Origin of the sequence: uncultured Rothia sp., from assembly GCF_916715725.1 — a bacterium.
Taxonomy (GTDB): domain Bacteria; phylum Actinomycetota; class Actinomycetes; order Actinomycetales; family Micrococcaceae; genus Rothia.
This window is the reverse complement of the sequence record NZ_CAKAPD010000007.1, coordinates 58,176-79,738: the sequence shown is the minus strand read 5'-3', so window position 1 is coordinate 79,738 and position 21,563 is coordinate 58,176. Positions and strand designations below refer to the sequence as shown.

Annotated in this window: 9 protein-coding genes; 1 reads left to right on the top strand and 8 read right to left on the bottom strand. The window is 56.2% G+C overall.

The window, feature by feature from the left end; all coding sequences use genetic code 11:
* The first annotated feature begins 358 nt into the window (after window positions 1-358).
* Window positions 359-3,814: a Fe2+/Zn2+ uptake regulation protein gene (locus QZ822_RS05580; protein ID WP_294643216.1), complete on the top strand. Its 3,456-nt coding sequence runs from the start codon at window positions 359-361 to the stop codon at window positions 3,812-3,814.
* 565 nt (window positions 3,815-4,379) lie between these two features.
* On the opposite strand, the gene tuf is transcribed toward QZ822_RS05580, so the two are convergent.
* The 8 genes from tuf to QZ822_RS05540 form a co-directional block, all read right to left on the bottom strand.
* Window positions 4,380-5,570 carry an elongation factor Tu gene (tuf, locus tag QZ822_RS05575; RefSeq protein ID WP_005508397.1) on the bottom strand — a complete coding sequence of 397 codons (1,191 nt, stop codon included), beginning with the start codon at window positions 5,568-5,570 and terminating at the stop codon, window positions 4,380-4,382.
* A gap of 200 nt (window positions 5,571-5,770) precedes the next feature.
* Window positions 5,771-7,885, bottom strand: coding sequence for an elongation factor G (fusA, locus tag QZ822_RS05570; protein WP_294643214.1), 2,115 nt, complete (start codon window positions 7,883-7,885; stop codon window positions 5,771-5,773).
* A 72-nt stretch (window positions 7,886-7,957) separates the two neighbouring features.
* Entirely contained in the window at window positions 7,958-8,428 is a 471-nt protein-coding gene (rpsG, locus tag QZ822_RS05565) for a 30S ribosomal protein S7 (RefSeq protein WP_005504941.1), read from the bottom strand.
* The gene (gene rpsL, locus QZ822_RS05560) at window positions 8,428-8,802 is read right to left on the bottom strand and encodes a 30S ribosomal protein S12 (protein WP_005504939.1); all 375 of its coding nucleotides are present in this window, start codon (window positions 8,800-8,802) and stop codon (window positions 8,428-8,430) included. The genes rpsG and rpsL overlap by 1 nt, the downstream gene beginning before the upstream one ends.
* Before the next feature lie 662 nt (window positions 8,803-9,464).
* Window positions 9,465-11,549 carry a neutral/alkaline non-lysosomal ceramidase N-terminal domain-containing protein gene (locus tag QZ822_RS05555; RefSeq protein ID WP_294643212.1) on the bottom strand — a complete coding sequence of 695 codons (2,085 nt, stop codon included), beginning with the start codon at window positions 11,547-11,549 and terminating at the stop codon, window positions 9,465-9,467.
* 538 nt (window positions 11,550-12,087) lie between these two features.
* Entirely contained in the window at window positions 12,088-15,990 is a 3,903-nt protein-coding gene (locus QZ822_RS05550; protein WP_294643210.1) for a DNA-directed RNA polymerase subunit beta', read from the bottom strand.
* 110 nt (window positions 15,991-16,100) lie between these two features.
* Window positions 16,101-19,607 (bottom strand): DNA-directed RNA polymerase subunit beta, encoded by a 3,507-nt coding sequence (gene rpoB, locus QZ822_RS05545; protein ID WP_200962785.1) that lies wholly within the window; start codon window positions 19,605-19,607, stop codon window positions 16,101-16,103.
* A gap of 257 nt (window positions 19,608-19,864) precedes the next feature.
* Window positions 19,865-21,361, bottom strand: coding sequence for an L-serine ammonia-lyase (locus QZ822_RS05540; RefSeq protein ID WP_294643208.1), 1,497 nt, complete (start codon window positions 21,359-21,361; stop codon window positions 19,865-19,867).
* Between the last annotated feature and the right edge of the window lie 202 nt (window positions 21,362-21,563).

Genomic DNA, 21,563 nt, shown 5'->3' with positions numbered 1-21,563 from the left:
TCCTCACCCCGTCTGAGTACCGACCCCCGAACTCGGGCGTGTCGCCTATTTTCTAGACAAACTCGTCCCGTCATCCTTCGGACCGGGTCATACGTGGGCCTACCTTTAGTGCAGGTAGACGCTTTGACAACGTCGTCAATTCTCTCAGAGATAGAGCCCTTATGCAATACGAACACAAGTTAAGTGCTTAAGAACACTTAACTATCTCTGTCAACCTGAGGGTACTCCCGCGATGCAACTCTCAGGGAGCTTTCAATCTACTTTCAGTAAGTTCCATGCGCTTTATTGCTCTTAATAAAGCTTTTAGGCCTAAAGACTCTCGTATCGTAGAAGTATCACTACAGCCTAAGGAGAAACCATGTCTCAGCCGACACAACCTCATCAGGCATCCTCTAGCTCTCACTCTTCATCTCAAAATCCCCAGCATGTTCAGCAGCCGCAGCAGGGTCTGGGTGTATATGTTCCCCCGTCTCTAGCGTATGTTCCCCCGTCCCTAGCGGGTGCGCATACTCAGCCTCCTGCACCGCGACGCCGAGTCAATGAGGATATCTTCCTCAATATTGTTCTGTACATTGGCTCGCTCCTGCTCATCGGCGCTGCGGGTCTTTTTGTCACCTCGGTAACTTCTTCTCAGGATGAAACGGCGATCTTCCGTGTCCTCGCAATGGCGCTTGGAGCAGTTATCTTCTACGGAGCTGGTCTGCTCACCTACCGTTTCGTGGAGCGCCTGCGGATTGCCTCTTACTCTTTTGCAGCAACCGGTCTTGCTTTTATTCCGCTAACCGGTGTTGCTATCTATGTCCTCAAGATTTGGACTGAAGGACGCTACATCTGGCTCCTCACTTCTCTGATTGGCACTGCCGCCATTGTTGGAGCCTGCGCCCTCATGCGTAACCGTGTGATGGCGTATCTGCTGATTTCGTTTATCGTTTCAGACTCGTTGGCAGCGACGAAGGTCGCGGCTCTACCTTTCGTTTGGTATTTCGTCTCGCTGACTGCAGTTGCTACTGTTCTGGGTTTGATTCTGCATTTTGCCCCGAACGCTGCCCCGAGGGGTATCCGCGAAGGTCTTGTTGATTCTTCCCGCATTTTTGTTCCGGCTACCGCCATCGCTATTTTCTTCTTCACCAACGATCTGAGCTACACGGACGCGGGTATTGCTTTTGCAGTTATGTCTGTGCACGCCATTCTGTTCACCTGGCTGAACGGCACGGCGGATTACTACGCCCAGGCACGAATCTACCCGATTGCGTCTATTCTCTCCTTCATCTTGGACTCGGATCACGGCCCGTGGTTCCCCAGTATTTTCTTTGTCTCTGTTCTGGTTGTAAACCTGATTTCTGCGTACATATTTATTCCTCGTCTGCAGAAGACCATTACTGGTTCTGCTCCTGCTTCCAATGAACAGCACGAGCAGGTGCAGAGCTCACCGGCTATCCCCTGGGCAAAGGAAGCTCCTCACCATCCCGCTCGCAAGATGGAGTGGCTGCCTGCCATTGATGCATGCGTCGGCGTGGCCTTCTCCTTCTTTGCTCTCATTGATGCTTTCTTCACTGCTCATGTTGCCGATAGCCCTGCATACGCAACACGCTGGAGCACTTTCCTGCCCTATGCAGAAGGTAATCAAGGCATCTTCCCCGCCCCCTGGGTTATTGGCGTCCTCTGCATTGTGAGCTTCTTGATCTACCGTAAGGCGATTCTGCCGCTGCTGCTGATGAGCTTTGTAGCGCTCATTCCTATTATTGGCATGTACGCCTCCCCCAGTAATCAGGGCACGTTCTATCTGTTCTTTGCCGCGGCAGTAGTCATCTATCTGGTCAGTGCTAAGGCCCCCGAGGCACGTACCGCCGGAGCAGTACTGAGCAACATTGGTTATGCCATTGGTATGATTCAGCTCTTCCTTGCTCTCATCCCCGAGATGCAGACTTCTGAGTCGCTTTTGATGTTTGCACTGGTCTGCGCCGCTATTGCACTGCTGACTTTTGTCCTCTCTCAGGGCGTTGCGGCTCAGGACCCCAGCTACCGTCTTGTAGAAATGTCGGTCTACCTCTTCTTGGGCGTTTTTGCTCTCTTCGTTGGGTACGTGTCTAACCACGTTGATGGCGGAGCACATGGTCGGTTCTGGGTTGGTTTCCCCCTCTTCTCGGGTGCCGTCCTCTTCTTGAGTGTCTTGAGCACTCTTATTCTGGCTCGCGCATTGAGGCTTTCGAGTGTTAGGTCCTTCCGCTCCACGCTTGTCTCTTTCATCCGTATCGCGTTCTACATAACCTTGGTCATCGCGACGATTGGCTCGCGACACTACCTGCTGTATGACTTGCAGAAGGAGTACATTGCTGTAGCACTGCCGGCACTCCTGACCGTCGTATATGGTGCGCTTGGTTTCTTCATGCCGGCTGGCTCTTCGATTCGTTCGGAGCTACTCACCGTTGCGCGTTTCCCCATCTGCTGGTCTGTCATTCTGCTCGCTATCAGCGGCAATATGAAGGAATCGCTCGTGGATTTCCTCGTACTTGCCCTGCTGGCGATCCAGGCACTGTGCAGCGTGCTGCTCTACGCATACTCCAAGCGAAGCTACGAGGCATACGCGGCAGCGATTTTCTTCACTCTTGGTTCTATCCTGAGCGCAGGCCGTTTCATTGGCGACTTTGATAGTCTTCTGTTCGCGGTAGCAACTCCGATTATCTTCATCACTGTATGGGTGCTTGCCCTCATCTTCAGGATTCCCCGCATGCAGATTGGTGCCTCCATTAGCATCACAACTTTCTGCATTGGTTCTCTATGGAATCTCTTCAACACGAGGGAAAGCACGATTGAGATGACTCTGCTGGGCTATTATGCTCTGCTCTCAGTTATCATCCTATTCGTTCTGAAGGTTACGCTCCCGGTTGAGATCTTCGGCGTGAACGCAAATGTTCGTCCGCGCATTGCTGTCCCGGTCGGTAATACGATGGTTGAACTGCCGATGCACGGCCCGTTGGGCGCCCCTTATGCGCGTTTCATGTCTCGCCGTCCCCTGACCCAAGCCATCTACGCTCCGGTCAATACGCTGCTGATGATTCCCGCTCTGGCGGTGCTGGGATTCTACACTCTCGTTGGGTTTGTTTTTGAACCTAAGCAGGTAGAATTCAACGCACTTCTCTGGGGTCTGGGCGCTCTGTCCTTCGTGTCTGTCACCAAGGCGAAGAACCTGCCGACCGTTTGTACCACGGCATTCAGCCTCTTCATCGCCCGTCTGGTCATTGATTACTCGAAGTCCAACCCCTTGAGCGTCATTCTTGAGGTTGCTCTCCTGATCCTGCTTGCGGTTGTAGCAGCCAAGGTCCTCAAGAACTTCATCGCGAAGAGGCCTGTAGATGAACAGGTATCGGATTCTCCTCTGTACTGGGCTTTGGGCCTGCAGGTATTCCTCACCCTGGTAACGTGGGCAGTTCCCGCTGACGGCCCGGATATCGTGGTGCTGGTCCTCGGCATCGCTCTGACTCTTCTGAGCGCTCTGCTACTCGACCGAGTCTGGACCTATATTGCAACCGCCCTGGTCACCCTCGACCTAGCGATTTTGCTCAACGGTCTGAACCCCCTGACCCTGCTGATTATCTCTATTCTGCTCATTGCCGGCGTTATCTGGCGCCTGCTGGTACGACAGAACAAGCAGGATGCTGTCGCACCCCAGCAGGATCCCGCTCAGGTTGTTGGCTACCCCCAGGGGCCCCAGGCTGAAGGTACCTACCCTCAGAACCAGGCGGCTAACGCTCAGGTACAGCAGCACCAGGTTGCTCCGCAGGGCTACCAGCCTAGTGACGGAGAAAATATCTAGCCTGCTGCAGGTATAGGTTCTGTTCCTACAGCATTCTGTAGTAGGATTACCTATGTCCCTTCCGAGGGGCAGTCATTCGATTTGCGGTTCCCAGCCTTCGGGCTGGGAACCGTTTTTCTTTGGCCGCAAATCCTATCCGCATCCGCAGTGTCTTTTTCGCGTCCTCTTGCCAGCTCCTTGAAAATGTGCGGGCGTCCAAGAAAGGCAAGCCATAACAGTATGCACGCTACCCTGTGCCCTGCTACAGATCTGAGACACAGGCGTGCGATACTGCTGCCACGGTAGGGATCCTCACCGATGCAGGTCCGGTATTCCCCCTATCTTTTGCGTGGGTTTCTATCATGCAGAAGCTCAAGAGCCTGCTGGAGGGCATCTATAGCGCTCAGAACGTGTTTTGCGAGGTCTCTAGTGGAAAAGTAAGCACTTGCTTCTTTGGAGCCTTCAGCAACCCGCAAAGGGCATAACAAAAGGACCCCCGCAGATGCGGGGGTCCTTGAGTATCGCTACCTGGTGGAGGGTTTCCCCTCCGGCAGATCTTTAGCGAATTGTCGTAAGTTTACGGCAATTACTTGATGATCTTGGTAACACGACCCGAACCAACGGTGCGGCCACCCTCACGGATAGCGAAGCCGAGGCCCTCTTCCATTGCGATGGGCTGAATCAGGGTAACGGTCATCTCGGTGTTGTCACCGGGCATAACCATCTCGGTGCCCTCGGGGAGGGTGATAACGCCGGTCACGTCAGTGGTACGGAAGTAGAACTGAGGACGGTAGTTGGAGTAGAAGGGGTTGTGACGGCCACCCTCATCCTTGGAGAGGATGTAGACGTTTGCCTCGAACTCGGTGTGGGGGGTGATGGAGCCCGGCTCCACGACAACCTGACCACGCTCAACATCGTCACGCTTCAGACCACGCAGCAACAGACCACAGTTCTCGCCTGCCCATGCTTCGTCGAGCTGCTTGTGGAACATCTCGATACCGGTAACGGTGGTCTTCTGGATCGGGCGGATACCAACGATCTCGACCTCGGAGTTGATCTTCAGGGTACCGCGCTCTGCACGACCGGTAACAACGGTGCCACGACCGGTGATGGTGAAGACGTCCTCGATGGGCATGAGGAAGGGCTTGTCCTTCTCACGCACGGGGTCCGGGATGTAGGTGTCGACTGCGTCCATGAGCTCCTCGACCTTAGCAACCCACTCGGGGTCGCCTTCGAGAGCCTTCAGTGCGGAAACGCGAACAACGGGAGCGTTGTCGCCGTCGAACTCCTGCGAGGAGAGGAGGTCACGGACCTCCATCTCGACGAGGTCGAGGAGCTCTTCGTCGTCAACCATGTCTGCCTTGTTCAGTGCAACCAGCAGGGTGGGGACGCCAACCTGGCGAGCGAGCAGAACGTGCTCGCGGGTCTGTGCCATGGGGCCGTCGGTAGCAGCAACCACGAGGATTGCGCCGTCCATCTGAGCCGCACCGGTAATCATGTTCTTGACGTAGTCAGCGTGGCCGGGAGCGTCAACGTGTGCGTAGTGACGCTTCTCGGTCTGGTACTCGATGTGAGCAATGTTAATGGTAATACCGCGCTGGCGCTCCTCGGGAGCGGAGTCGATCATACCGAAGTCGCGCTTCTCGTTCAGGTCCGGGTACTTGTCAGCCAGAACCTTGGAGATTGCTGCGGTCAGGGTGGTCTTACCGTGGTCAACGTGACCAATGGTACCGACGTTAACGTGAGGCTTGGAGCGCTCGAACTTAGCCTTAGCCAAGAGTGTTCCTCCTAGAACGATTGAAAACATGCACGCGGATCTTCGCTCCGGCGCATCCCGTTATAAAACGGTCTAGCGTCTACAATAGCGGATTACGCCGCAGAGATGAAACTGTTCATGCTCTCAATAATGGATTTAATTGAAAATTTTAGCGTGGGCCACAGGTTTTTGACCCGTGGCCCACGGGTGAGACGCGGAAATTACTCGCCGCGGCTCTTCTGGATGATCTCGTCAGCGACGTTCTTGGGAACCTCGCCGTAGCTATCGAATGCCATCGAGAACACTGCACGACCCTGGGTCTTGCCACGCAGGTCGCCAATGTAACCGAACATTTCGGTCAGGGGCACAATAGCCTTGATGATCTTAACGCCGGATGCGTCCTCCATGGAACGAACCTGGCCACGGCGGGAGTTCAGGTCGCCGATAACGTCGCCCATGTACTCCTCGGGGGTACGAACCTCAACGTCCATCAGCGGCTCGAGCAGGACCGGGTTAGCGCGTTTAGCGCCTTCCTTGAAGACCATCGAGCCAGCGATCTTGAACGCCATTTCGGAGGAGTCGACGTCGTGGTAAGCACCGTCGATCAGGGTTGCCTTCACGCCCACCATCGGGTAGCCAGCGAGGACACCGAACTTCATAGCGTCCTGGATACCAGCGTCGACCGAGGGGATGTACTCGCGAGGAACGCGGCCACCGGTGACCTTGTCCTCGAACAGGTACAGCTCTTCGCCATCCAGGGGCAGGGGCTCGAAGGAGACCTGCACCTTTGCGAACTGACCGGAACCACCGGTCTGCTTCTTGTGGGTGTAGTCGACCTTCTCGACTGCCTTCTTGATGGTCTCGCGGTAAGCAACCTGAGGCTTACCAACGTTAGCCTCAACCTTGAACTCACGCTTCATACGGTCAACGATGATGTCCAGGTGCAGCTCACCCATACCACCAATTTCGGTCTGACCGGTTTCTTCGTTCAGCGAAACGGTGAAGGTGGGGTCCTCAGCGGAAAGCTTCTGGATAGCGGTGGACATCTTCTCCTGGTCACCCTTGGTCTTGGGCTCGATAGCCACGAAGATCACGGGGTCGGGGAAGGTCATCGACTCGAGAACGATCGGGTGTGCGGGGTCGCACAGGGTGTCACCGGTGGTGGTGTCCTTCAGACCAATCGCAGCGTAAATGTGACCTGCGGTGATCTCCTCAACCGGGTTCTCCTTGTTGGAGTGCATCTGGAAGAGCTTACCGATGCGCTCCTTCTTACCCTTGGTGGAGTTCAGAACCTGCTGGCCCTGAGCTGCGGTACCGGAGTACACACGGGTGTAGGTCAGCTGACCGTAGAACGGGTGAGCTGCAACCTTGAACGCCAGTGCTGCGAAGGGCTCGTCTGCGGATGCCTTACGGGTCAGCCTCTCTTCCTCGTTGGAGGGGTTGGAGCCGACAACGTCCGGAACGTCCAGCGGGGAGGGCAGGTACTCGATCACAGCGTCCAGCATGGGCTGAACACCGCGGTTCTTGAATGCAGAACCACAGAGAACGGGGAATGCCTCGCCGGAGATAACCAGCTGACGGATACCAGCCTTGATCTCGGGGATGGTCAGCTCGCCCTCTTCGAGGTACTTCTCCATGAGCTCTTCGCTAGCCTCAGCAACAGCCTCAACCAGCTCAGCACGGTACTGCTCAGCCTTCTCAACCAGGTCAGCAGGAATCTCCTGAACCTCGTAAGAGGAGCCCATGGTCACGTCACCCTTGGCGTCGCCGGGCCAGACGTATGCCTTCATTTCGAGCAGGTCGACAACACCGAGGAAGTCGCTCTCAGCGCCGATGGGGAGCTGAACAACCAGCGGGCGTGCGCCCAGGCGGTCGATGATGGTCTGAACGGTGAAGTAGAAGTCAGCACCCATCTTGTCCATCTTGTTGACGAAGCAGATACGGGGGACATCGTACTTGTCAGCCTGGCGCCAAACGGTCTCAGACTGGGGCTCAACACCTTCCTTGCCGTCGAACACAGCAACTGCGCCGTCGAGGACGCGCAGGGAGCGCTCAACCTCAACGGTGAAGTCGACGTGACCGGGGGTGTCGATAATGTTGATCTGGTTGTCCTTCCAGAAGCAGGTGGTTGCTGCGGAGGTAATGGTAATACCTCGCTCCTGCTCCTGAGCCATCCAGTCCATGGTGGAAGCGCCGTCGTGGGTCTCACCGATCTTGTGGTTAATACCGGTGTAGAACAGAATGCGCTCAGTGGTGGTGGTCTTACCGGCGTCGATGTGCGCCATAATACCGATGTTGCGGACCTTGTTAAGGTCGGTGAACACGTCAAGTGCCACGTTATTCTCCCTAAATGAGATACTCCGAAAGCCTGCCGACTCGAATCGACTCGGCAGGCTCTAAACGGAGAATTACCAGCGGTAGTGTGCGAAGGCCTTGTTGGACTCGGCCATCTTGTGAGTGTCCTCGCGACGCTTCACAGCGGCACCGAGACCATTGGATGCATCCAGGATCTCGTTCATCAGACGCTCAGTCATGGTCTTCTCGCGGCGCTGCTTGGAGAAGCCAACGAGCCAGCGGAGAGCCAGAGCGGTGGAACGGCCGGGGCGAACCTCAACCGGAACCTGGTAGGTTGCACCGCCAACGCGGCGGGAGCGAACCTCGAGAGAAGGCTTGATGTTGTCCATAGCCTTCTTCAGGGTTGCGACCGGGTCAGAACCGGTCTTCTTCTCGACGCCCTCGAGGGCACCGTAGACGATGCGCTCTGCGACGGACTTCTTGCCGTCCAGCAGAACCTTGTTGATCAGCTGGGTGACCAGTGCAGAACCGTAAACAGGATCGTTTACGAGGGGACGCTTGGGAGCGGGACCCTTACGAGGCATTACTTCTTCTCCTTCTTAGCGCCGTAGCGGGAGCGAGCCTGGCCGCGACCCTTAACACCCTGGGTATCCAGAGCGCCACGAACGATCTTGTAGCGAACACCGGGGAGGTCCTTCACACGACCACCGCGAACGAGCACGATCGAGTGCTCCTGCAGGTTGTGACCCTCACCGGGAATGTATGCGGTAACCTCGACGCCGCCGTTGAGCTTGACACGAGCGACCTTACGCAGTGCCGAGTTCGGCTTCTTCGGGGTGGTGGTGTACACACGGGTGCACACGCCACGCTTCATGGGGTTGCCCTTCAGTGCGGGCGCCTTGGTCTTAACGACCTTGGGAGTCCGGCCCTTACGGACCAGCTGCTGAATAGTAGGCACGTTTTCTCCGTTGCTTGATCGGGTTCTTCGTTAGAAAATCCCGTGTAAACTTACTGGCCCCCATCACGCTGGATGGGTGCTCTCGGTTATCAGAAACGCTCGGATGCATATCCGGTTGGTTTCTATAGGTTCCTCGACATCTCGGCGAGTTCTCAGGGCTAAAATTCCCCACCGTCAGAGGTGAAAAAGTTTTTGGGCACGCTTAAAAATGGCATTTAGGCGTCAGCAAAAAGCAACGCCAAAGGACGGTATCCATACTGCCATTGATTCATCATGCCCGTGCCCTCGGGAAATATCCCGCGTAAACCCACCGGGGGTGGATCCTTGTGCACCGAGCTCAAGTACTTCGGATAAGACTATACAGGTTAAATCCCGCTTAATCTAGCGCCAGAGCTGGGAATCTTTGCTTTTAAGCCCCCATCTAAGGCTAAAAGCCAATGATTTGCCTCACTTAAATTACATCTTTGGGATTTACCACTCCCCTACTGTTCCCCACTGCCCCCTCTGCTTCCTTTGCCTCCTTGACACAATCTAACGCAGAAGACCGCCAAGAGCCCTCTCGACGGTTCTTGGCGGCATCAACAAATACGGGAGGCGAGCGCCTAGCTACACCCGCCTCCCGAAAGAGAGTATTCAGTTATAGGTCCGCTGAGGCTGCTGGGCTATGCCACTTGGAAGACTCGAGTCTGGCCCTCAAACGGGGTAATAGTCTTCGAGTTCTTCTTGGCATTGCCGTAGTAGCGGATGCGGTACTGCCCCTTAGGAGTATTAGCCGGCACCTTCCAGCGAACCGTCACCTGAGAAGCCGAAACGCCAATGCGCTTCCACTCAAAGAAGGTATCCGGATTGTTATCCGCGGTGTAGTACTTCCAGGTATTACCCACGCGACGCTCAATCACGAAGTAGCTACCGTCGTGATGCATGTTGTTATTCGGGTGAGCACCAGCAAAACGAGCCGTCACCTCTTCGCGGCCGGCAATAGCATCCTGGGGCTGCTGAGTGACCTGGCCGTAACGCATACCAAACATGGGGGTATCGTAGACGACCTTACCCTGCAGGCTGGCAACCGGGCGGCGATCATTCGGGCGATCGCCAATGCCCAACGGAGTGCCATTCTTCAGTGAAGTTCCGACAATGCTAATGGTCTGGCGGAACGCACTGGAGGTGTAACGGCCGAAGAGGGTCGCACCGCCTTCGTACTGCTGAGAGTCATACTCCTCAGGGGTCGTCACGTAGTGATCGTAGGCATTGGTGTAGCCCTGCAGAATAATGTGCGATTCAGGAACGCCGAAGAGCTTGGCGGCATCCTGGCGGTACTGCACACCCACCGCACCGGTGAACTCACCGGGCATACCCAGCAGGTAGTAGTCACCGAAACGCATAATCTGCACCGGATACTTTTCCTGAATGATCGTTCCATTTTTTGCGGAGAAGAGAATACCCTTCGGCTGCTGGCAACGCGTCTGCGCCGCACTCGGAGTGAACACCAAAGTACCCAGAATAGAAGGGCGACCTGAGCCTTCCTTATAGACAGCCCAACCACCGCCGCCATCCTCAGTAGAACCCGCGCCAAACGGAGTACCCAGGAAACCCTGACAGGTACGCTCATTATGCCCACTACCGGTGTACTTGGCATCCACGTTCATACCCGAGAAATTGAAGTACGAGATACGCGAATCCAGGCCCTTACCCACCGGAGTGCCCACACTCTTGAGCTGAGAACGCACTGCATTAGCCTGCTTCTCACCCTGAATCTTCACGTTCTTGAACTGATCATTAGTCGGGCCCTGACCCGGCTTCAGCCAGGTATTCGGAGAAACATCGCCAGCATTAGCATTTGCAAACGCCGCAACGAAACCATCACCACTGCCGGGAACATTGCGATCAACGCCGTGATCTTCAGTCTCCAGCAGGTACTCCGCATAACCCTTGTTATCGCTCGAAATCAAAGTGTTCTTCGAGGTCAAAGACGTCGGGTGAATCGCGAACCAATTCAGAACCGCACGAGTCTTACCATTACGCTCCAGGCGCAGAGTCATATTGGTCGGGTCAGTGCCGCCGGGAAGCTTAGAACGAAGCTCAGGAGAGTCCAGATTGAATGCCTCACGGGAGCGATTAACACCCACGCCAGTCAGCTTCGAAGAAGAAATCGTCAGGTTACCCGGAGCTAGATCCTTGGTCGCCTGGCGGATTGCCTTCAGCGAACCATCCACCTGGGCGTTGAAGGTGTCCTGATGGAAACCCAGAGTCGTAATGTTGTACAGGCTCTGATGCGTAATACCACCCGGAGTTGCGTGGGTGTGGGTCGCAGTAATCATAATGTTCGACTCATCGTATACGGAGCCAAACTCAGCACGAATACGCTTAACCAGTTCATCACGCAGCGACTGCCAGCTAGTCAGCGTATCGAGCACAACAATGAGATTGCGCTTACCCGAAGCGCGGTCCACAGCAATGAAAGCACGTGCGTACTGACGAGTATGTACGCCGCTGCCCTTCTGGGAAGAGTCGCCATAGCCCATGAAGCCGACTTCACCAGGCTCACCGGTAATATCCGCTGCACCCGCACCAACCAGGTAGGGGGTAGCGCTAGCACTCTGAGAAACAGGGGCCGCAGTTGCAACCTGACCTGCGGGAAGAATTGCAGAAGCAGCAATAAGGCAGGCCGCGCCAATACGAGCAAGAGAATGCGCAGGTGCCTTAAAACGTGAAAAAACAGAAGAGCGCTTTTGCTCCCCTGCAGACAAGGAGGAATTCTGTTCAGATTCGTGAAGCTGTGACGTTCCGGAAGACAGTCGGGTGCCGCCAGTAGTCACCCGTCCGGAAGAGAATGGAGTGATATGCATGCCTTCAAGAATAGAACCTAGTCAAAAGGCTTTCCAGTCGAATTGGCACTGTTCAAATGAAGAGTATTCATTCTTTTTATACCTCAAAGAAAAACGAGCAAATATTCTATTTATGCCAGCATTGGGGCGGATTGCGGGGAGTTTCGTCAGATTTGACCACCATCTAATTTCTTACCCAGTCAAGAAATTTTCCCAATTTGAAAATAATGCACTCCGATGATTTTTTTATAAATAAATTCGCCCACTAGGCAAAAAATATACAACCTTCACCTGAAGGATAAAGAATACTAAAGCACTGCCTAAAAGAAAGACTCTCCCCTCCCCCACCTATTCGATAAACAAAGAACGCGGATACCCGAGACAACTCGAGTATCCGCGTTCTTTATCAAGGACCAGGTCGGGGGTCTAAACTCCCAACCTAACCCTCACGGCAGAAGCCTTAGTCCAGACCACGACCGTACTCATCCAGCGAAACAGCCATAAAGCCGCCGTTGCCGTAAGTGTACACCTCGTTATCCATCTGGAATGCGCTCGGGTAACCACCGAAAGTATCCAGAGCTTGCATACGCTCAGCAGTAGCCTGGGCGCTAGGCTCAACCTCAATATCGTTGTAACGTGCCAGACCGGTACCAGCGGGAACCAGCTTACCGATGATCACGTTCTCCTTCAGGCCGAGCAGCGGGTCAGTCTTCGCCTCCATAGCTGCCTGAGTCAGGACGCGGGTGGTCTCCTGGAAGGAGGCCGCCGACAGCCAGGACTCGGTAGCCAGCGAAGCCTTGGTAATACCCATCATTTCCGGACGGCCAGCTGCGGGGTTCTTACCCTCAACCAGTGCCTTACGGTTAGCAGTCTGGAAAGCAATGTTATCAACCAGCTCACCAGGCAGCAGATCGGTATCACCGGACTCAATCACGGTCACGCGACGCAGCATCTGGCGAACAATAACCTCAACGTGCTTGTCGTGGATTTCCACACCCTGCGACTTGTACACGCCCTGAACCTCGCTCACCAGGTGCTTCTGAGCCTCACGAGGACCACGAATACGCAGAACCTCCTTCGGATCAACAGAACCGGTAGCCAGCTGATCGCCAACCTGAACGTAATCGCCGTTCTGCAGCTTAGAAGCTGCACGACGCAGAACAGTGTAGGACTGGGGCTCAGAACCATCATCCGGGGTCACCACAATCTTGTAGGACTTCTCGGTGTCCTCAATGGTCACGCGACCGGACACCTCAGAAATCGGGGCAACACCCTTGGGGGTACGAGCCTCGAACAGCTCCTGAATACGAGGCAGACCCTGAGTAATATCGTCAGCCGAAGCCACACCACCGGTGTGGAAGGTACGCATGGTCAGCTGGGTACCGGGCTCACCAATCGACTGAGCCGCAATAATACCAACAGCCTCACCAATGTCCACCAGAACGTTCGAAGCCATCGAACGACCGTAGCACAGTGCACACACGCCAATAGCAGACTCACAGGTCAGCACCGAACGGACGCGAACTTCCTTCACGCCTGCCTTGAAGAGCTTCTCAATGAGCTCATCCGAGACATCCGAGCCAGCAGCAGCCAGAACGTTGCCAGCCTCGTCCTTCACGTCAACCGCAAGGGTACGACCGTGAATCGAAGTCTCAACATCCTGGTGCAGACCGCCGTCCTCATCAACCAGAGGCAGAACCAGACCACGGCGAGTGCCACAGTCGTGCTCACGAACGATAACATCCTGCGAAACATCCACCAGACGACGGGTCAGGTAACCCGAGTTAGCGGTACGCAGCGCGGTATCAGCCAGACCCTTACGTGCACCGTGGGTCGCGATGAAGTACTCCAGAACCGACAGGCCCTCACGGTACGAGGACTTAATCGGGCGAGGCATAATCTCACCCTTCGGGTTCGACACCAGACCACGGATACCCGCAATCTGACGGACCTGCATCCAGTTACCACGTGCACCGGAGGTCACCATACGGTAAATGGTGTTCAGACCGCCGTGAGAGCTCAGGTTCTCACGCATAGCCTCTGCAACCACGTCGGTAGCCTCGGTCCAAACCTTAATCAGCTCCTGACGACGCTCTTCGTCATCGATGGTACCGATCTCGAAGTCGTCCTGAATTGCAGCAGCCTGCTTCTCGTAGCGTTCCATAATTGCAGGCTTCTCAGCAGGAGTAGCAATATCAGAAACAGCCACGGTCACGCCCGAACGAGAAGCCCAGTAGAAACCGGAGTTCTTCAGGTTGTCCAGAGCACGAGCCACAACATCCATCGGGTAACGCTCAGCCAAATCATTAATCAGGCTACCCAGGCCCTTCTTATCTGCCACACCGGAGAACCAGGGGTAATCCTTCGGCAGAGCCTGGTTGAACAGAACCTGACCAACGGTGCAGTCCAGCAGAACGGGGTCGCCAGGCTTGTAACCCTCGGGAGCTTCCCAGCCCTCAGGAGCAACAAACTGGTCACCATCAAGGAGAATCTTCACCTTGGTGTACAGCTCAATCTCGTGACGATCCATCGCCATCAGAGCCTCAGCCACCGAGGAGAATGCGTGACCCTCGTTCTTCTGACCATCGCGAGGAGTAGTCAGGTGGTACAGACCAATGATCATATCCTGCGAAGGAACAGCCACAGGGCGGCCATCCGACGGCTTCAGGATGTTGTTCGAGGACAGCATGAGGATACGAGCCTCAGCCTGAGCCTCGGGAGACAGCGGCAGGTGAACTGCCATCTGGTCACCATCGAAGTCAGCGTTGAACGCGGAGCAAACCAGCGGGTGCAGCTGAATAGCCTTACCCTCAACCAGCTTCGGCTCAAACGCCTGAATACCGAGGCGGTGCAGGGTAGGTGCACGGTTCAGCAGAACCGGGTGCTCAGCAATAACCTCTTCCAGGACGTCCCAAACCTGCGGGCGGAAACGCTCAACCATACGCTTAGCGCTCTTAATGTTCTGAGCGTGGCTCAGCTCCACCAGACGCTTCATAACGAAGGGCTTGAACAGCTCCAGCGCCATCTGCTTGGGCAGACCACACTGGTGCATCTGCAGCTGGGGACCAACCACAATCACGGAACGACCCGAGTAGTCAACACGCTTACCAAGCAGGTTCTGACGGAAACGACCCTGCTTACCCTTCAGCATGTCAGACAGAGACTTCAGGGGGCGGTTACCGGGGCCGGTCACCGGACGACCGCGACGACCGTTATCGAATAGCGAGTCCACAGCTTCCTGCAGCATACGCTTCTCGTTGTTCACAATAATCTCGGGAGCACCCAGCTCCAGCAGACGCTTCAAACGGTTGTTACGGTTAATCACACGACGGTACAGATCGTTCAGATCGGAGGTCGCGAAACGGCCACCATCCAGCTGAACCATCGGGCGCAGTTCCGGCGGAATAACCGGAACAACATCCAGGACCATACCCAGCGGGGAGTTGTTAGTGGTCAGGAAGGCGTTAACAACCTTCAGACGCTTCAGAGCGCGGGTCTTCTTCTGACCCTTACCGGTCTGAATAATCTCCTTGAGAGCCTCAGCCTCAGCCTCCAGGTCGAAGGACTCCAGACGCTTCTTAATAGCCTCTGCGCCCATCGCACCCTCAAAGTACAGGCCGTACTTATCAATCATGGAACGGTACAGTGCCTCGTCACCCTCAAGGTCAGCGACCTTCAGGTTCTTGAAGCGATCCCACACGCGATCCAGGTGCTCAGCCTCACGCTCGTAGCGCTTACGCACCGATGCGAGCTGACGCTCAGCGTTATCGCGCAGCTTGCGCTTCTCAGCAGCCTTGCCGCCCTCAGCCTCAATACGAGCCAGCTCCGCCTCAACCTCACGGCTGATAGCGTTCACATCAGCGTTCAGAGCAGCCTCAAGCTCCTGCTTCTCACGGTCGTGAGCAGCCTGCAGCATCGGCAGATCCTCGTGACGAGCCTCCTCGTCAACCTTAGTGATCATGTACGCAGCGAAGTAAATGACCTTCTCCAGGTCCTTCGGAGCCAGATCCAGCAGGTAACCCAGACGGGAAGGAACACCCTTGAAGTACCAAATGTGGGTAACAGGAGCAGCCAGCTCAATGTGGCCCATACGCTCACGACGTACCTTAGAGCGAGTCACCTCAACACCACAGCGCTCACACACAATGCCCTTGAAGCGCACGCGCTTGTACTTACCGCAGTAGCACTCCCAGTCCTTGGTGGGGCCGAAGATACGCTCGTCGAAGAGACCGTCCTTCTCGGGCTTCAGGGTACGGTAGTTGATGGTCTCGGGCTTCTTAACCTCACCAAAGGACCAACGACGGATGTCGTCGGCAGTGGCGAGGCCAATTCGCATCAAACCAAGCGAAGATTCGTTGGACATATCGGTCCTAATCTCTTTCTGTAAGTTTCTGAAGACTTGGGTTAGCGGGCGGGAACCCCACAACGCACGCGAGCGCATGCGAGGTTCCCCACCCTAGAAGGAGGCGGTGCTTATGCCTCGTCGACGGAGCTAGGCTCGTCGTGGGTCAGGCTCACGCCCATATCTTCTGCTGCCCGGAAGCCTTCTTCCTCCGAGTCGCTCATCTCAATAATCTTGCCGTCGGTGGAGAGCACCTCGACGTTCAGGCACAGAGACTGCATTTCCTTGATAAGAACCTTGAAGGATTCGGGGATACCCGGCTCAGGGATATTCTCGCCCTTCACGATAGCCTCGTAAACCTTCACACGGCCCGCCACGTCATCGGACTTGACGGTCAGGATTTCCTGCAGGGTGTATGCGGCGCCGTATGCCTCCAGCGCCCACACTTCCATCTCACCGAAGCGCTGACCACCGAACTGAGCCTTACCACCCAGGGGCTGCTGGGTAATCATCGAGTACGGACCGGTGGAACGAGCGTGAATCTTGTCATCCACCAGGTGGTGCAGCTTCAGGATGTACTGGTAACCAACCGAAATCGGGTCCGGGAACGGCTCACCGGAACGGCCGTCAATCAGACGTGCCTTACCGGAACGGTTGATCAGACGGTCACCATCGCGGTTCGGGTTCGAGTGGTCCATGAGGTCGAACAGTTCGTCCTCGTGGGCACCGTCGAACACCGGGGTTGCCAGGCGGGTCGGGCCGGATTCCTTCGGGAAGTTCGGCATGTGCTTGAGCCACTCGGGCTCGCCCTCAATCTTCCAACCCTGCTTAGCCAGCCAACCGGTGTGGACTTCCAGAACCTGACCAATGTTCATACGACCGGGCACGCCCAGCGGGTTCAGGATAACGTCCACGGGGGTACCGTCTTCCAGGAAGGGCATATCCTCGATCGGCAGGATCTTGGAAATAACACCCTTGTTACCGTGGCGGCCTGCAAGCTTGTCGCCGTCGGTAATCTTACGCTTCTGAGCCACGTACACGCGGACCAGCTGGTTCACGCCCGGGGGCAGATCGTCCTCGTCGTTGTTCTCGCGGTCGAAGATGCGGATACCGATGACGGTACCGGACTCACCGTGAGGAACCTTCAGGGAGGTGTCGCGAACCTCGCGGGACTTCTCACCGAAGATTGCGCGCAGCAGGCGCTCCTCGGGGGTCAGCTCGGTCTCGCCCTTGGGGGTGACCTTACCAACCAGGATGTCGCCAGCCTCAACCTCGGCACCAATGTGGATGATGCCGCGCTCGTCCAGAGCCGAGAGAACATCCTCGGACACGTTCGGGATATCGCGGGTAATCTCCTCGGGGCCCAGCTTGGTGTCGCGGGCGTCAATCTCGTGCTCCTCAATGTGAATCGAGGTCAGCACGTCCTCAGAAACCATGCGCTGGGAGAGGATAATCGCATCCTCGTAGTTCAGGCCTTCCCACGGCATGTATGCCACGAGCAGGTTCTTACCCAGTGCCAGCTCGCCGCCGTCGGTGGAGGGGCCGTCAGCAATAACGTCGCGGTATTCGACGCGCTGGCCTTCCTTCACCACAACGCGCTGGTTGTAGCAGTTACCCGGGTTCGAGCGGGAGAACTTCATGATCGGGTAGGTGGAGACAGAGCCGTCGTCGTTACGGACGATAACGGTCTTAGCGTCCACGGAGGAAACCACACCGGGCTTCTTCGCGAGCACGGAGTCACCGGAATCCAGTGCCGCGTACTTCTCCATACCGGTACCAACCACGGGAGCCTCAGACTCCAGCAGGGGCACAGCCTGACGCTGCATGTTAGCACCCATCAGTGCTCGGTTAGCGTCGTCGTGCTCCAGGTAAGGAATCAGGGCGGTAGCCACGGACACCATCTGGCGCGGGGAAACGTCCATGTACTGTACGGCACCGGGAGCAACCAGAACAGCTTCACCAGAGCCGTCACCCGCACGGCAGAGAACCTCGTTCTCAGCGAAGGTGCGGTCCGGGTTCAGCGGTGCGTTTGCCTGTGCGATAACGACAGACTTCTCATCGTCAGCGGTCAGGTAGCGGACCTCGTCGGTCACGCGGCCGTCAGTCACCACGCGGTAGGGGGTCTCAATGAAACCGAAGGAGTTGATGCGACCGTAGGTTGCCAGCGAACCAATCAGACCAATGTTCGGGCCTTCAGGGGTTTCAATGGGGCACATACGACCGTAGTGCGAGGGGTGGACGTCTCGAACTTCCATGCCTGCACGGTCACGGGACAGACCGCCCGGGCCCAGTGCGGACAGACGACGCTTGTGGGTCAGACCTGCCAGCGGGTTGTTCTGGTCCATGAACTGCGACAGCTGAGAAGTACCGAAGAACTCCTTGATAGCTGCCACGACGGGGCGGATGTTCACCAGAGACTGCGGGGTAATAGCGTCCACGTCCTGGGTGGTCATGCGCTCGCGAACCACGCGCTCCATACGGGACAGACCGGTACGGATCTGGTTCTCAATCAGCTCGCCCACGGTGCGGATACGACGGTTACCGAAGTGGTCGATGTCGTCGATATCGATCTTGAGGGAGATTTCCTCGCCGTCGCGGACACCGGGGATGCTGGTCTCGCCTGCGTGCAGAGCGCAGAGGTAACGAATCATCTGAGCGATGTCGTCCTGGCTCAGAACGGAAGCCTCGGGGGAATCCATGGGAACGTCCACGCCGAGCTTACGGTTCAGCTTGTAACGGCCAACCTTCGCCAGGTCGTAGCGGCGCGGGGTGAAGTACATGTTGTCCAGCAGAGCCTGGGCAGCTTCAACCGTCGGGGGTTCGCCCGGACGCAGCTTGCGGTAGATGTCCAGCAGAGCCTCGTCGCGGTCCTTAACGGAGTCCTTCTCCAGGGTTGCGCGGATGGAGTCGTACTGACCGAACTCAGCCAGGATCTTGGACTCGGTCCAGCCCAGAGCCTTCAGCAGAACAGTCACGGACTGCTTACGCTTACGGTCCAGACGCACGCCAACCTGGTCGCGCTTATCAATCTCAAGCTCGAACCATGCACCGCGGGAAGGAATCACGCGGGCAGAGTAAATGTCCTTATCGGAGGTACGGTCCGGAGCCTTCTCGAAGTAAGCACCGGGGGAACGCACCAGCTGAGAAACGACCACACGCTCAGTACCGTTAATAACGAAGGTACCGGCCTCGGTCATCAGGGGGAAGTCACCCATGAACAGAGTCTGCTGCTTGACCTCGCCAGTAGCGAGGTTCATGAATTCAGCCTTAATGTACAGCGGAGCCGAGTAGGTTGCGTCACGGTCCTTGCACTCCTCAACAGAGTACTTGGGGTCAGCAAACTCAGGCTCAGAGAAGGAGAGCTGCATAGTCTCCTGGAAGTCACGAATCGGGGAGATTTCTTCAAAAATCTCAGCCAGACCGGACTGAGCGGGGACAGAAGTGTCACCAGCAGCCTGCGCCTTTTCCAGACGCTCCGCCCAGCGCTCGTTACCCACGAGGCGGTCGAAGCTATCGGTCTGGATAGCAAGCAGGTTGGGAACCTTCAGCGGTTCGTTAATCTTCGCGAATGAAATTCGGCGCGAGACGTTCTCTGCGCCGTTAGCGGCGTCATGGTTAGAGGTGCTCGAAGCGACCAAAATGGGGATCCTTCCACAGACATGTCTGTTAGCAATCAGCCTCCCGGCGACATTACCGGCGACACGACAACCTCAGCCCCCGAATAGAACGGTGCTCGAAGCTATAGAGTCGGACGGAAAAACGTCACCTTCAGCCCGTGCCCACCGCTATATGAAGGCACAAAGGTTAGGGAAAGCGTAAATACTAACGATACAGGAAGAAATCCCTTCTGTCTACCACACCCTCATCAGGAGTGCAAACCTGCCACAGCGTGCACCTAGCATTCCACCACATTCACAGCCAAACCACCCATGGACGTCTCCTTATAGCGGTGAGACATATCCAAACCGGTCTGACGCATCGTCTCAATCACCTGATCCAACGACACACGGTGCGTACCATCGCCACGCAACGCCATACGAGCCGCGGTCACAGCATTCGACGCAGCCATCGCATTACGCTCAATACACGGAATCTGCACCAAACCACCCACCGGATCACACGTCAGACCCAGGTTGTGTTCCATCGCAATCTCAGCAGCATTCTCAACCTGCTCGGGAGTACCACCCATCACCTGCGCCAAACCGGCAGCAGCCATCGAGGAGGCACTACCCACCTCACCCTGGCAACCAACCTCAGCACCAGAAATCGACGCGCGCTTCTTATACAGCACACCCACAGCAGAAGACGCCAAGAAGAAATCAACAACCGCCTGATCACGGGCAGCCTGACCGCAATGGCGAATACCCTGCGTGTAGTTCATTGCGTAATGCAACACTGCCGGAATAATACCCGCAGCACCATTCGTCGGTGCAGTCACCACGCGACCGCCAAAAGCGTTCTCCTCATTGACCGCCAAAGCAATCAAGTTCACCCAGTCAATAGCGAACTCAGGAGACTTCGAAGGATCCTCCACCATCAAATCGCGATGCCACGCACCCGCACGGCAACGCACCTTCAGCGGGCCCGGCAAATAACCCACACGTGCCAAAGAAGAGCCAATGCACTCCTTCATCACGCGGTAGATATGCAGGATGCCGTCACGGACCTCCTGTTCAGAACGCAGAGAACACTCATTCGCCATCTTCAACTGCGCAATCGACAGACCAGACTCATTCGCCATCTCCAGCAGCTCAGCAGCCGAACCAAACGGATACGGAGGATTCATCAGCGACGCACCACCGGTCGCCTCCTCATAACCCTCAACAATGAAACCGCCACCAATCGAGTAGTAGGTGCGCTCCAACAGCAGCTGCTCACCCGCAAACGCCGCGATCTTCATACCATTCGTATGGCGCGGAAGAACCGTCAGAGGGCGCAGAGTCATATCCAGCTCACGGTACTTCACCACCGGGCCGTACACCTTCTGCTCCTCACCACCGGGCGCAGTCACACCGTAAGCAGAAGACGGGTAACCCGCCAGAGGCAGCGTACCGTCCACACTATTACGCTCAATCATCGCCTCAGACTCAGCGATATTGATCGTCTCCGGAACAAAACCGCACAGGCCCTTCAACGCAGCACTCATCGTGCCGTGACCAGCACCCGTAGCCGCCAACGAACCATACAGATCAACGTGCACACCCGTCACACGCTCCAGCAGGCCCTCATCAATCAGCTCCGCCACAAAACGGTTCGAAGCGCGCATCGGCCCCACCGTATGCGAGCTCGAAGGACCCACACCAATGCTGAACATCTCAAAAACGCTGATGTCATACGGCAGAGCCTCTGCCTTCTTCTGGGCGCTACTGGGTGCGCTCTGGTTAATAGCCACGTTCTGTCCTTCAAATAAAAATGTCTGTGCACCGCACCAAAAAATACGCACCCCTCAACGGAGGAACCACGCATCAATCTGCGGTCTATGCATGCGGACAATCACCCTTGACTGGCCGCTCTAATCCTAACGCACTTCAGAACCATCACAAACTAAGGCTCGGAACACTTCGCACCCTCCCCCACCCCTCAACCCCACGTTA